Source organism: Guyparkeria sp. (assembly GCF_046540515.1).
In the GTDB taxonomy this organism is placed as follows: Bacteria; Pseudomonadota; Gammaproteobacteria; order Halothiobacillales; family Halothiobacillaceae; genus Guyparkeria.
The window spans coordinates 1-11454 of the sequence record NZ_JBKHFB010000058.1; the positions used below are offsets into that span (position 1 = coordinate 1).

General features: G+C 65.5%; 9 protein-coding genes and 1 tRNA gene. 2 read left to right on the top strand and 8 right to left on the bottom strand.

Going from position 1 to position 11454, the window contains the following annotated elements:
• Positions 1-14: 14 nt before the first annotated feature.
• Positions 15-1784: a tetratricopeptide repeat protein gene (locus tag ACLFRM_RS07395; RefSeq protein WP_410755097.1), complete on the bottom strand. Its 1770-nt coding sequence runs from the start codon at positions 1782-1784 to the stop codon at positions 15-17.
• Positions 1785-2103: 319 nt separating this feature from the next.
• Complete coding sequence (locus ACLFRM_RS07400; protein WP_410755098.1) at positions 2104-2631, bottom strand: DUF6231 family protein; 528 nt, start codon at positions 2629-2631, stop codon at positions 2104-2106.
• Between the two features lie 41 nt (positions 2632-2672).
• Here ACLFRM_RS07400 and ACLFRM_RS07405 point away from each other — a divergent pair.
• A tRNA-Leu gene (locus ACLFRM_RS07405) sits at positions 2673-2757 on the top strand.
• Between the two features lie 195 nt (positions 2758-2952).
• Here the strand turns inward: ACLFRM_RS07405 and ACLFRM_RS07410 are convergent.
• From ACLFRM_RS07410 to ACLFRM_RS07435, 6 genes are all read right to left on the bottom strand, one after another.
• Positions 2953-5361, bottom strand: coding sequence for a FimV/HubP family polar landmark protein (locus tag ACLFRM_RS07410; RefSeq protein ID WP_410755099.1), 2409 nt, complete (start codon positions 5359-5361; stop codon positions 2953-2955).
• Positions 5362-5528: 167 nt separating this feature from the next.
• Entirely contained in the window at positions 5529-6551 is a 1023-nt protein-coding gene (locus ACLFRM_RS07415) for an aspartate-semialdehyde dehydrogenase (protein ID WP_410755100.1), read from the bottom strand.
• Positions 6552-6682: 131 nt separating this feature from the next.
• The gene (gene leuB / locus ACLFRM_RS07420; RefSeq protein ID WP_410755101.1) at positions 6683-7762 is read right to left on the bottom strand and encodes a 3-isopropylmalate dehydrogenase; all 1080 of its coding nucleotides are present in this window, start codon (positions 7760-7762) and stop codon (positions 6683-6685) included.
• Positions 7763-7800: 38 nt separating this feature from the next.
• On the bottom strand, positions 7801-8463 hold the full coding sequence (leuD, locus tag ACLFRM_RS07425) for a 3-isopropylmalate dehydratase small subunit (RefSeq protein ID WP_410755102.1): 663 nt from the start codon (positions 8461-8463) through the stop codon (positions 7801-7803).
• Between the two features lie 12 nt (positions 8464-8475).
• The gene (leuC, locus tag ACLFRM_RS07430) at positions 8476-9879 is read right to left on the bottom strand and encodes a 3-isopropylmalate dehydratase large subunit (protein WP_410755103.1); all 1404 of its coding nucleotides are present in this window, start codon (positions 9877-9879) and stop codon (positions 8476-8478) included.
• A gap of 86 nt (positions 9880-9965) precedes the next feature.
• Positions 9966-10373, bottom strand: a complete 408-nt coding sequence (locus ACLFRM_RS07435) for a DUF2237 family protein (protein ID WP_410755104.1) — start codon at positions 10371-10373, stop codon at positions 9966-9968.
• A gap of 119 nt (positions 10374-10492) precedes the next feature.
• Here ACLFRM_RS07435 and ACLFRM_RS07440 point away from each other — a divergent pair, with 119 nt between their 5' ends.
• On the top strand, positions 10493-11386 hold the full coding sequence (locus ACLFRM_RS07440) for a LysR family transcriptional regulator (protein ID WP_410755105.1): 894 nt from the start codon (positions 10493-10495) through the stop codon (positions 11384-11386).
• Positions 11387-11454: the final 68 nt, after the last annotated feature.

Here is an 11454-nt window from a genome sequence, read left to right on the forward strand (position 1 = left end):
CGGCGAACGCCAGCTCAGGGCTGATCCTCTGCCGGCAGCAGCTCCGGCGCATACTCGCGCAGTGTCTCGATCAGGGTGCCGTCGCCGGAGTCGATTGTCAGGGAGTCCTCCCAGACCTCGAGCGCCGCCTCGCGCTGGCCATCGACCCAGAGCACCTCGCCGAGGTGAGCGCCGATCTCGGCATTCGGCCCGCTGCGGTAGGCACTTCGCAGTATCTTGATGGCATTCTCGATGTCACCCTGGCGGTATCTCAGCCAGCCAAGGCTGTCGAGGTAGGCGGAATTGTCCGGGTCGATGTTCAGGGCGCGCTCGATAAGGTCTTCGGCCTCGTCGAGTTTGCGGTCCTCGTCGGCAAGCGTGTAACCGAGCGCGTTCAGGGCCGGGGCGTGCTCGGGGTCACGTTCGATGACCTCGCGCAGCACGCCGATAGCGGCCCCGGATTTGTCCAGGGCGAACAGCGTCATCGCCTTCTGCAGGCGGAAATCGCTGGCATCCGGCCACGCGTCGATGGCCTGGTCGGCGATCTCGAGACTCTCATCGAAGCGACCCGACTCGGCCAGCGTCGAGGTGAGGGCGAGCATCAGCTGTTGCTGATCGGTCTCGTCGGTCTCCTCGGCGAGCAGGGCCTTTTCCAGGCCGCGAACGGCCGACTCCGGTTCACCCAGGTCAACCCGTGCTCCGGCGAGGAGCACCTGCGCGTTTGCGTAATGCTCGCTGCGCGGGCTGACCTGGGACAGGGCGGATTCCGCGGCAGAAAGGTCGGATTCCTGCAAGGCGACGCGCCCACGGATGAGGTGAACGACGTCCGCCTGGCCGGGCAGTTGCTCCAGGCGTGTGAGTGCCTGTTCGGCCAGGTCCGGGCGTTCGAGGCGGAACGCGAAGAGCGACAGGTTGCGCAACAACTCGGGGTTGTTCCGGCGGCCCTCGAGTTGTCTTTCGAGCAAGGCGAGCGCCGATTCGCGCTGGCCGGCTGTCAGGCGAGCCTCGATCAGCCCGCTGGCGTAGCGAGCCTTGTCGGGAAACCGGTGATAAGCCTTTTCCAGCACCCGTATCGCCTGATCCACATCGCCTTCGCGATTCGCGATCAGCATGGCAAGGTCGTAGCCCGTGGACTCCTCCGGCCGGAGCGCGATCGACCGGTCGGCAGCCTGGCGCGCAAGCGACAACTCGCCGAACGATAGCGCCAGCTTGGCGACCATGACCTGGGCCTCGTACTGCTGTGGAAAGCGCTCGGCCAGGTGATGGGTGTAATCAATGGCCCGATCCCGATCGAGGCTCTTTTGCAGGTACTGGCCCGTCTCGTTGAAGATCTTCCCGACGTTGCCCGCATCCGACTCGAGCCACTGGTTCAGGGCCCGGTCCGCTTGTTCGGTCTCGCCCAGTTCGAGTGACGAGATCATCATCACGGCCGCGGCTCGGGCGTTATCCGGAGACACCTGGCGCAGTCGTTCGGCCAGCTCCTGGGCAAGGTCGAAGCGGTCGGCGAAAATGGCGGCCTGAATGGCTCGTTCGAGCAGTGCCGTGTCATTGCTCTGACCGGCCACCTCGGCGTAGTGCATCGCGGCCTGCTCGTAGTTCTTGTGACGACCGTAGAACTCGCCGGCGAGCACATGGAAGATCGGCCCCTGTGTCGCGCGATCGCGAGCGTCGGGCGTCGATGCGGATGCCAGGGTGTCCCCGGTGGTCGCTGGCGATGATTCGTCGGCGGGGCTGATCGAGCAACCGGAACCGGCGGCGAGCAGGATCGTTCCCAAGAACACGGCGGCGGACGAGATGAGACGCATGGCGGGCCTATGGAGAAGATGTATTCACCCGGTCCGAAAAACGATCGGGCCGGCCGCCCATCATTGTAGTGCAAGTACCGGCCTGCTTGGCGTTCTGCGGTCCGCCTGAGTGGCAGGCCATCATGTCAGCTACGCGCACAGGCGATTTCGTCGCGGGCCAACCGCACTTCGTAGAATATATATTATGTTAAATGCAGGTTCGACGGTGTGGCGGCAGCCATCGGGGTTCTCCGCCCCACCGAAGCCATGCCGCCCACGCAATCGTCCGTCCGCTGTCGACACCGCCTTCGACGTCGTGACACGTCCGCGGGCGCCACATCTACCATCGGTACTTCCCCCACAGCTCGGGGTTGGCCCAGTTGCGTGCATTCAGCCAATCCGGGGTCCGCTTGTAGGTTTCGATATCGAACAGATACATCGGTTCGTCGCCACGCTGGCGCGTGTAACCCAGCGAGACCATGTTGCGGTCGATCTCGCCCCCGACCGGGTGCCCGGCACCGAAATGCACGATCACCGGCCGGTTCGGTCGATCCCGGAGCGCGGCAAACAACGGCGACAGCGCGTCATCCCACCCGTCGACTTCCATGAGCACCTCGATGGTCACGTCGTCACTCGACGCCCGGCGCACCAGTTCGTCGATGGTCACCGTTTCTGTCGGCACCTCCGAATGCGAATGTTGGAATGTCGGCCTCATCCCGTCATCCAAACCGGCAATGACCGTCAGTCTGGCCGAGTTTGGGCTGGGTGTTTCGCAGCTAATCAGACGGTTATCCGTCGCAGACAGCGCATCGCGGTATCCGGAAGCCAAGAGCTGTAACTGGCAAGCCGGGGTTTTTTTCGTGTTCACTGTTGACAGTCCCCCTCAGGGTTCCTAATATGCGCCGCGTTGCCCAGGTGGCGGAACTGGTAGACGCGCTAGTTTCAGGTACTAGTGGAGAGATCCGTGGAGGTTCGAGTCCTCTCCTGGGCACCAATTTTCAAGCTTGATCGAAGGCCGAGGGCTCACCGAGTCGTCGGCCTTTTTCGTTCGTCATCACCTGTTGGCCCAGGCGCCCGTTTCCGGCGGCCAGCGACAGTTGAGCACATACCATAGCAAAGGGCCCACCTCACGGCGGGCCCTCTCACGTTGCGGGGGCGGGTTTACGTTCCCGGATGGCGCCGCCCCGACTCAGCCGGCATCGTAACGCGCCTTGAGTGTCTCGAGCCGCTCGAGCGCCGCGGTGGCACCCTCCTCCCGCAACTCCGCTTCGATCATGTCGAAGCTTTCGCGATCGCCGACGTCCAGGAACGCCTCGGCCAGCCCGACCCGCGTGTCGATGTCTTCCTCCCTGTCGCCTTCCTCCGTATCGTCCGATGCCTGCTCTTCCGATGCCTTCGGCTCAGGCTCGCCGGCCTCGGTTTCCTCTCCGCTCGCTCGGGGCTCGCCGAGATCCAGCTCCAGTCCGCTGTCCTCGTCGGCCGGAGGCGCCGATTCCTCCCGGCTGCCGGCCGGCTCGTAGCCCGTGAGGTCCAGGTCGAGGGCTTCGGGTTCCGTGGTCGACTGGTCGCTCGCCTCGACGCTCGCCGGCGGCACCTCGTTCTCCGGCAGGTTCAGGTCGGCCGGTTCCTCGGCGGTCCTGGTCGGGGTCTCCTGTTTCCCCGTCTCGTCGGACGGCGTTTCCAGAGCGAAGGAATCGTCCCAATCCGTCGATCCATCGTCCTCGAGTGGCGTGGAGTCCGCCTCGGAGGTCGCCAGCATGTCATCGAGGTCTTCGTCCCAGCCCTCCCCTGTCGGTGCGTCGTTCTCCTTGTGTGCCGGGGAGTCGGCCGGTTCGTCGATTTCTGTCGACCTCGGTTCCGGCTCGGCCTCCGTCTCGCCCTCAGTCTGGCCCGGTTGGCGATCGACGCTGGTGGCCGCCTTCAACTCGGTGGAGGATGCCTCATCGGGGCCCTGCTCATCGACTCCCTTGAGGCGATTGAGCGCCGACTGGAGGCCGCTGTGACCCGGATGCTCGGCGAGGCTGTCCTGCAGCAGCTCGACTGCCTGGTGGGTCAGGTTGAACGACTCGAGTACGCGCGCCTCCTCGAGGGCCATTTCCGGGTTCATGGGATCGTCCACGCCCGCCGCGGCCCCCGTGTCCGCTGACGTCTCCGAGTCGGGTTCCTCCGAAGGTTGGGTCGCGGCATGCGCCCCGGCCAAGGTGGCGGATGCGCCGCCAACCGCAGCTGCCGCGCCGGTCGTCCGGGCCGACGAGGCGTTATCCAGGTTCGTTTCGGCGCTCTCGGCAGACGCCGTCGAACTCCTTGACTCGGTGACGCGATCGGCCGTCGCCGGCATCGGGATCCCGGGCTCGTCGTCTCGACGCGACCGTTTCAGGCCGAGCGCGATGAGCAGGGCGAGAATCACCAGGCCTAATGCACCGGTCAGGTACTTGCCCCACTGCACCCAGAAATTGTCAGAGGCCGCCTGCGCACGTTCGAGTTCGGCCCGCGATTGTTCGATGACCTCCTGCAACTCGGAAATCCGCGCATCCCGGTCGTCGACGCCGACCTTGATCGAGTCGATCTGGTCCTTGAGACCGCGAAGCTCCTCCGTGAGCGCCTCGTTCTCGGCTCGAACCGACTCCACCTCCTCTCGATCCAACGCCGCTTCGCGATCGTCCTGTCCGGCCGAATCCGCCTGGGTGCTATCGGCGATCGCCGCCAGGGGCCGCTCTCGTGACAGGTTGCCGAAACCACCTGTCTCGGCGGGCGCGGCAGGCTCGGACGACTCGTCACCCTCGTCCCGGTCCTCCGGTTCGAGCAGTTCGAGTGCCGGTAGCTGCTCCATGGCGGTTTCGCTCGACTCGCTGTCGTCGGAAGTGTCCGCTTCTTCAGTCGACTCCGCCTTCGCGCTCCCCGGCACCTTGAGTTGCGCGCCGGCCATCAGCGCATTGCCATTGCCGTTGGCAAACGCCTTTGGGTTGGCATCGATGATCGCCTGCATCATCGGGCGCACGTCGTCGCTGTCGTCGACGTACTCGCGGGCAATATCGTAGAGAGTGTCACCGCGCCGAACCTCGCGCGTGGCGTCCAACGACACGTCACGGGTCGGCTCCACGCGTTCCCAGGAGGCCGTTTCCGACCTGGTGCGGGTACCGGCACTCGGCTGATCGCCCGCCGCTTTGGCTGTCGACGAGCGTTGGGGTGAATCCGGGCTCGATTTCGCTGAGGGGGGATCGAGCAGCAGGTTGAACTCGCGAATCATTCGACCCTGCGGAGAATCGACCTCGAGCAGGATGCTGAGAATGGGATCGCGAATCGGGCGCTTGGAGCCGATCACCACGTAATCTCGGCCCCCTTCCGACTCGATGCGGAAGGTAAGATTGCCGGTGATGTTTTCCAGCGGCACGCCTGCCTCGCGGTAGAACGAGGGGGGAGCGAGCTTCACGGTGATCTCGTCGAGTGGCTCGTCGCTGGAACGCGCCAAGGGCACCCGCACGTCTAGAGGCTCGCTCAAGTACGACTGCACCCGGGCCTCGCCCAGGGTGGCGGCCTGGCTGATAAACGGGGCCCCGGCACCCAGAACCCCCGCAATCACCAAACTCAACTTCCGCATGTCACTGACTCCTTGCTCGTGCCGGTGAGCCGGGCGTCATTGCCCGGCGATCGTCCGGCGCCTTCCTTTGGGGATAACGCTGCGCCTGCTTAAACCGGATGCTCGGCGATCCGCAGAGGCATGCAGTGTGTCCCTCGACCCCTTACCGAGCCCGATTGTGCCACAGATCAGAGGTAGTCGCGCACCAGGCACTCGGCGATCTGCACGCTATTGAGTGCCGCCCCCTTGCGCACGTTGTCTGCCACCACCCACAGGTTGAGTCCTCGCTCGTGCGAGATGTCCTCGCGGATGCGGCCGACGTACACGGGGTCGTGGCCGGCGCCCTCGGTCACCGCGGTCGGATAGCCACCGTCACTGCGGGTATCCAGCACCTCGACGCCCTCGGCTTTCTTGAACAGTTCGCGGGCCTGCTCGGCGGTGATCTTGTCACGCGTCTCGATGTGCACGGCCTCGGAATGGCCGAAGAATACCGGCACGCGCACGGCGGTCGGGTTCACCAGGATCGACTCGTCCTCGAAGATCTTCCTGGTCTCCCAGACCATCTTCATCTCTTCCTTGGTGTAGCCGTTGTCCTGGAACACGTCGATCTGCGGCAGCGCGTTGAAGGCGATCTGCTTCGGGTAGACCACGGCATCGGCGTCCTGACCGTTGAGCTTGCGAGCGCTCTGCGTGGCCAACTCCTCGATCGCCTCCTTGCCCGAGCCGGAGACGGCCTGGTAGGTGGCCACGTTGATGCGCTCGATGCCGACGGCATCGTAGATCGGCTTCAAGGCGACCAGCATCTGGATGGTCGAGCAGTTCGGGTTGGCGATGATGTTGCGCTGGGTGTAGCCGGCGATCGCGTGGGCGTTCACTTCCGGGACGATCAGCGGCACGTCCTCGTCATAACGGAACTCGGAGGTGTTGTCGATCACCACGCAGCCTGCCGCGGCCGCCTTGGGCGCGTACTCGCGGGAGATCGCCCCACCCGGCGAGAACAGACCGACCTGGACCTTGGAGAAATCGAAGGAAGCCAGGTCCTCGACCGTCAGGTAGGTGTTGCCGAAGGCGACCTTCTTGCCGGCGGAGCGTTCGGATGCCAGTGCGTATACCTTGCCGACCGGGAAGTTCCGCTCGGCCAGGATGGACAGCATGGTCTCGCCAACGGCGCCCGTGGCGCCGACGACAGCAACGTCGACCGTCTTGCTCATGAAGGTTTCTCCTCAAGGATTGGAAGTCTGGTGCGAATCGGCCGCGGGCAGGCGGCCGTCGCCCACCCGCGAAGTGCATTGCCTCTAGCCTAGCGCATCACGCCGGGCTATCGAAGTGATCGAATCCCCGGTCAGGTCCGCAGGGCCTCGACGACGGCCTGGCCCATCTCGCCGGTGGAGACCTGCCGTTTGCCGGCCTGCATGATGTCGGGGGTGCGCAGGCCCTGGTCGAGTACCGCGACGCAGGCGTTCTCGATCCGTTCGGCCATATCACCGCGGCCGAAGGAGTAGCGCAGCAGCATCGCCGCCGAAAGAATCGTCGCCATCGGGTTGGCCACGCCCTGCCCCGCGATGTCCGGTGCCGAGCCATGGCTGGGCTCATACAGCCCCTGTCCCTTCTCGTTGAGCGAGGCCGACGGCAGCATGCCGATCGAGCCCGACAACATCGAGGCCTGGTCGGAAAGGATGTCGCCGAAGAGGTTCTCCGTGACGATCACGTCGAACTGCTTCGGCGCCCGCACCAGCTGCATCGCGGCATTGTCGACGTACATGTGCGACAGCTCCACGTCCGGATATTCATCGGCCAGGCGATTCATCACCTCGCGCCACAGCTCGGAGGTCTCGAGCACGTTGGCCTTGTCGACCGAGCACAGGCGCTTCCCGCGCTTCTGGGCGGCCTCGAAGGCGACGCGACCGATGCGCTCGATCTCGCCCTCGTTGTAGTGCATGGTGTTGAAGCCCTCGCGCTGGCCGTCCACCTCGCGAATTCCGCGCGGCTGACCAAAGTAGACCCCGCCGGTCAGCTCGCGCACGATCAGGATATCGAGCCCCGCGACCACCTCCGGCTTGAGCGAGGAGGCATCCGCCAGCGCGCTGTAGAGCATGGCCGGACGCAGGTTGGCGAACAGGCCCAGCTCCTTGCGGATGGCCAGCAGCCCGCGCTCGGGGCGCAGCGGGCGATCCAGTTCGTCGTATTGCGGACTGCCGACCGCGCCCAGCAGCACCGCATCCGCCTCGTTGGCCTGTCGTCGAGTGATCTCCGGGAACGGCTCGCCCTCGGCGTCGTACGCCGCCCCGCCGATCAGCCCGTCGGTGAACGACAGTTCGAGGTCGCTGCCCTCGACGGCGGCCTTGAGGACGTTGACCGCCTGTTCGGTGATTTCCGGGCCGATGCCGTCGCCCGGCAGGACAAGAATGTTCTTTTCGCTCATGGTGTTGGGTTTTCTTTCTCGAGTCTGTGGTTCGGTAGTCAGCCGCCGACGTTGCCGCGCATGTCGTTGAACAACCACGGCGTCTTTTCCATCTGGGCGGTCTCGTAGGCCTTGATCTTGTCCGCGTGTTCGAGGGTCAGCGCGATGTCGTCGAGCCCCTCGATCAGGCAGTGCTTGCGAAAGCTGTCGATCTCGAAGGCGTACTCGCTGCCGTCCGGGGCCCTTACCACCTGGCCCGGCAGGTCGATTTCAAGCTCGAGCCCCGGATCGGCGGCGACCGCCTTGAAAATCGCGTCGACCTCTTCCTCTTTCAGGGCAATGGGAAGCAGCCCGTTCTTGAAGCTGTTGTTGAAGAAGATGTCGGCGAACGACGGCGCGATCACGGCACGAAAGCCGAAGTCGGTCAACGCCCAGACGGCGTGCTCGCGCGAGGAACCGCAGCCGAAGTTCTCGCGGGCAAGCAGGATGGTCGCGCGGTCGAACGGCTCCTGGTTGAGCACGAAATCCGGGTTCTTGCGTCGCTGGCTGTGATCCATCCCCGGCTCGCCCGGGTCGAGGTAACGCCAGTCGTCGAAGGCGGTCGGGCCGAAGCCGGTGCGCTTGACCGATTTCAGGTACTGCTTCGGGATGATCGCGTCGGTATCGACGTTCGAGCGATCCAGCGGCGCGACGATCCCCGTGTGGGTGGTGAATGCCTGCATGGTGACTCTCCCTTACGCTTGACGGACGTCGACGAAATGACCGGCGACTGCGGCCGCAGCCGCCATCGCGGGGCTGACCAGGTGCGTGCGACCGCCCTGCCCCTGCCGACCCTCGAAGTTACGGTTCGAGGTCGATGCACAGCGCTCGCCCGGCTCGAGCCGGTCGGCGTTCATCGCCAAGCACATCGAGCAGCCCGGCTCGCGCCATTCGAAGCCGGCCTCGAGGAAGATCTTGTCCAGTCCTTCCTTCTCGGCCTGTTCGCGCACCAGCCCCGAACCCGGCACCACCATGGCGAGCGTGACGTTGTCGGCCACGTGCCCGCCCTTGATGGCCGCAGCGGCGGCGCGCAGGTCCTCGATGCGCGCGTTGGTACACGAACCGATGAACACCTTGTCGATCCGGATGTCGGTCATCGGCGTGTTCGCCTCGAGGCCCATGTAGGCGAGCGCCTTGCGCATGCCCTCGGCCTTGACCGGGTCGGTCACGGCGGCCGGGTCCGGTACGCGGCCGTTGACCGGCACGACCATCTCGGGCGACGTGCCCCAGCTGACCTGCGGTTCGATCTTGGTCCCGTCCAGCACCACGACCTTGTCGAATTCGGCACCCGGGTCGGACTTGAGGGTGCGCCAGTACTCGGCGGCGCGCTCGAACATCTCCCCGGTGGGCGCGAACGGCTTGTCCCGGAAGTACTCGACAGTCTTCTCGTCGACGGCGACCATGCCGGCGCGGGCGCCGGCCTCGATCGACATGTTGCACACGCTCATCCGCCCCTCGATGGAGAGCGACTCGATCGCCGAGCCGGCGAACTCGATCGCGTACCCGGTGCCCCCGGCCGTGCCGATCTTGCCGATGATCGCGAGCACGACGTCCTTGGCGGTCACGCCCGGCCCGAGCTCGCCCTCGACGCGCACCTGCATGGTCTTGGTGCGCTTTTGCAGCAAGGTCTGGGTCGCCATGACGTGCTCGACCTCGGAGGTGCCGATGCCGAAGGCAAGCGCGCCGATCGCCCCGTGGGTGGAGGTGTGCGAGTCGCCGCAGACCACCGTCGCACCGGGGAGCGTGAAGCCCTCTTCCGGGCCAATGATGTGGACGATACCCTGGCGCAGGTCGGCCATCGGGAATTCCTGAACGCCGAACTCCTGGCAGTTGCGGTCGAGCGTGCTGACCTGCTCTCGCGAGACCGGGTCGGCAATACCGCCCGCCCGGTTGGTGGTCGGCACGTTGTGATCGGGTACGGCGAGCATCGCTCCGGTGCGCCAAGGCTTGCGACCGGCCAGACGCAGACCCTCGAAGGCCTGCGGGCTGGTCACCTCGTGGACGAGGTGACGGTCGATGTACAACAACGCCGTGCCGTCCTCCTGTTCGTGGACGACGTGCGCGTCGAAGAGCTTTTCGTAGAGAGTCTTTCCAGCCATTGGCGTTTTCCTCCGGATGGCCCCGGGCCATGTCGGTCGGCCCGGGAAGTAATCCGTCAATTCAATCGGTAAGCGCGTTGTGTTCGTTAAAACTCGTAGAACCCGTCGTCCAGTCCCGAGGCGGGTGGATCGACGGCATGCTCGATCAGGTCGCGCAGCTTGATCACCCGCAACACCTCGTGGTGCGTCGCGGCCAGCACCACCGGCGGCGCAACCCCGGCCTCGAAGGCCTCGCGCCAGCGCCAGGCGCAGACGCACCAGCGGTCGCCGGCCGTCAGGCCAGGGAAGTCGTGGGCCGGGATCGGGCGACGCAACTCGTTGCCTTGGGCGGCGGTGTAATCGAGAAACGCGTCGTCGAGCTCGGCGCAGATCCCGTGTACGCCGCCATCCTCGGCCCCGACCCGACACCGGCCGTCTCGGTAGAAGCCGGTAAGGGGCTCCGTCGAGCATGGCTGCAGCGGCAGCCCCAGCACGTTCAGGCCTGTTGTTTCCATGCCGTGATCATAGTGCCCGCGGTCTGATAACCAAAATGGAATTTAATGATCATGTCCATTCCATTTGGTTATCATGCGAAGGTGGTCAACTCATTCCGCCAACCCATGCGAGGCCGGCCATGAATCCCGCCCAGCTCGATACGCAGCAATTGCTGACTTTCCTGGCCGTGGCCGAGACCGGCTCGTTCTCCGGGGCGGCCGCTCGACTGCATGTCAGCCAGCCTGCCGTTTCCAAGCGAATCGCCCTGCTCGAGCAGCGGCTAGGGTTTTCCCTGTTCGACCGCCTGGGCCAACGGGTGGTGCTCACCTACCCGGGGGAACAACTGCTCCCGGCCGTCCGGGCCGTCCAGCGCAGCCTGGATGACATCGCCACGGTGGCCGCATTCGGCGAGGGCGCAGGCGGGGGGCGACTGTCACTCGCGCTCAGCCACTACTGCGGCCTGCACCTGCTGCCTGCCGCACTGGAGCGATTCTCTACGCGTCACCCCGAGGTGCTGCTCGACCTGAGCTTCCACGACTCCGAGCGGGCCATCGAGGCGGTCCGCAACGGCGAGGTCGCGCTGGCCTACGCCACCCTGCCGCCCAGGGTCGGTGACGGGGTCCGGACGCAGGCGTTCCGCGAGGAAACCCTGGTGCCGATGATCGCCGACCGCCACCTGGACGGCTACCCCGCAGACGACCTGCGCCGCCACGGTGAACGGCTGCCGCTGATCCTTCCGGCGCGCGCCACCAGCACCCGCGCGGCGATCGATCGCTGGCTCGACGATTGCAGGCTGATCCCTCCGGCAGTGATCGAGATCAATCAGCTCGACTCGATCGCGGTACTGGCCGGAACGGGGGTGGGATGGGCCCTGCTTCCGACCACCCTGCAGCGGAAAGGACTCGTGCGTCTCGACTCCGGGGATTGCGTCCTGCCCACTCGCCGCCTGGGGCGGATCGAGCCGGTCGGCCGGGCGCGCAACCCGCTTGCCGAGGCCTTCATGGCGGTGGTGGAGGAGATTGACGGGAGCTGAACACACACGCCGTCACGCGATTTCCAGCCATGTGCGGGCTTCGGGAATGAAATGCACGATCCCCTCGA

Excerpts from the sequence above, each read along its gene's own strand:
- leuB (WP_410755101.1), bottom strand. The coding sequence starts at position 7,762 with ATGAGCGAAAAGAACATTCTTGTCCTGCCGGGCGACGGCATCGGCCCG.
- ACLFRM_RS07440 (WP_410755105.1), top strand. The coding sequence starts at position 10,493 with ATGAATCCCGCCCAGCTCGATACGCAGCAATTGCTGACTTTCCTGGCC.
- ACLFRM_RS07415 (WP_410755100.1), bottom strand. The coding sequence starts at position 6,551 with ATGAGCAAGACGGTCGACGTTGCTGTCGTCGGCGCCACGGGCGCCGTT.
- leuC (WP_410755103.1), bottom strand. The coding sequence starts at position 9,879 with ATGGCTGGAAAGACTCTCTACGAAAAGCTCTTCGACGCGCACGTCGTC.
- leuD (WP_410755102.1), bottom strand. The coding sequence starts at position 8,463 with ATGCAGGCATTCACCACCCACACGGGGATCGTCGCGCCGCTGGATCGC.
- ACLFRM_RS07410 (WP_410755099.1), bottom strand. The coding sequence starts at position 5,361 with ATGCGGAAGTTGAGTTTGGTGATTGCGGGGGTTCTGGGTGCCGGGGCC.
- ACLFRM_RS07435 (WP_410755104.1), bottom strand. The coding sequence starts at position 10,373 with ATGGAAACAACAGGCCTGAACGTGCTGGGGCTGCCGCTGCAGCCATGC.
- ACLFRM_RS07395 (WP_410755097.1), bottom strand. The coding sequence starts at position 1,784 with ATGCGTCTCATCTCGTCCGCCGCCGTGTTCTTGGGAACGATCCTGCTC.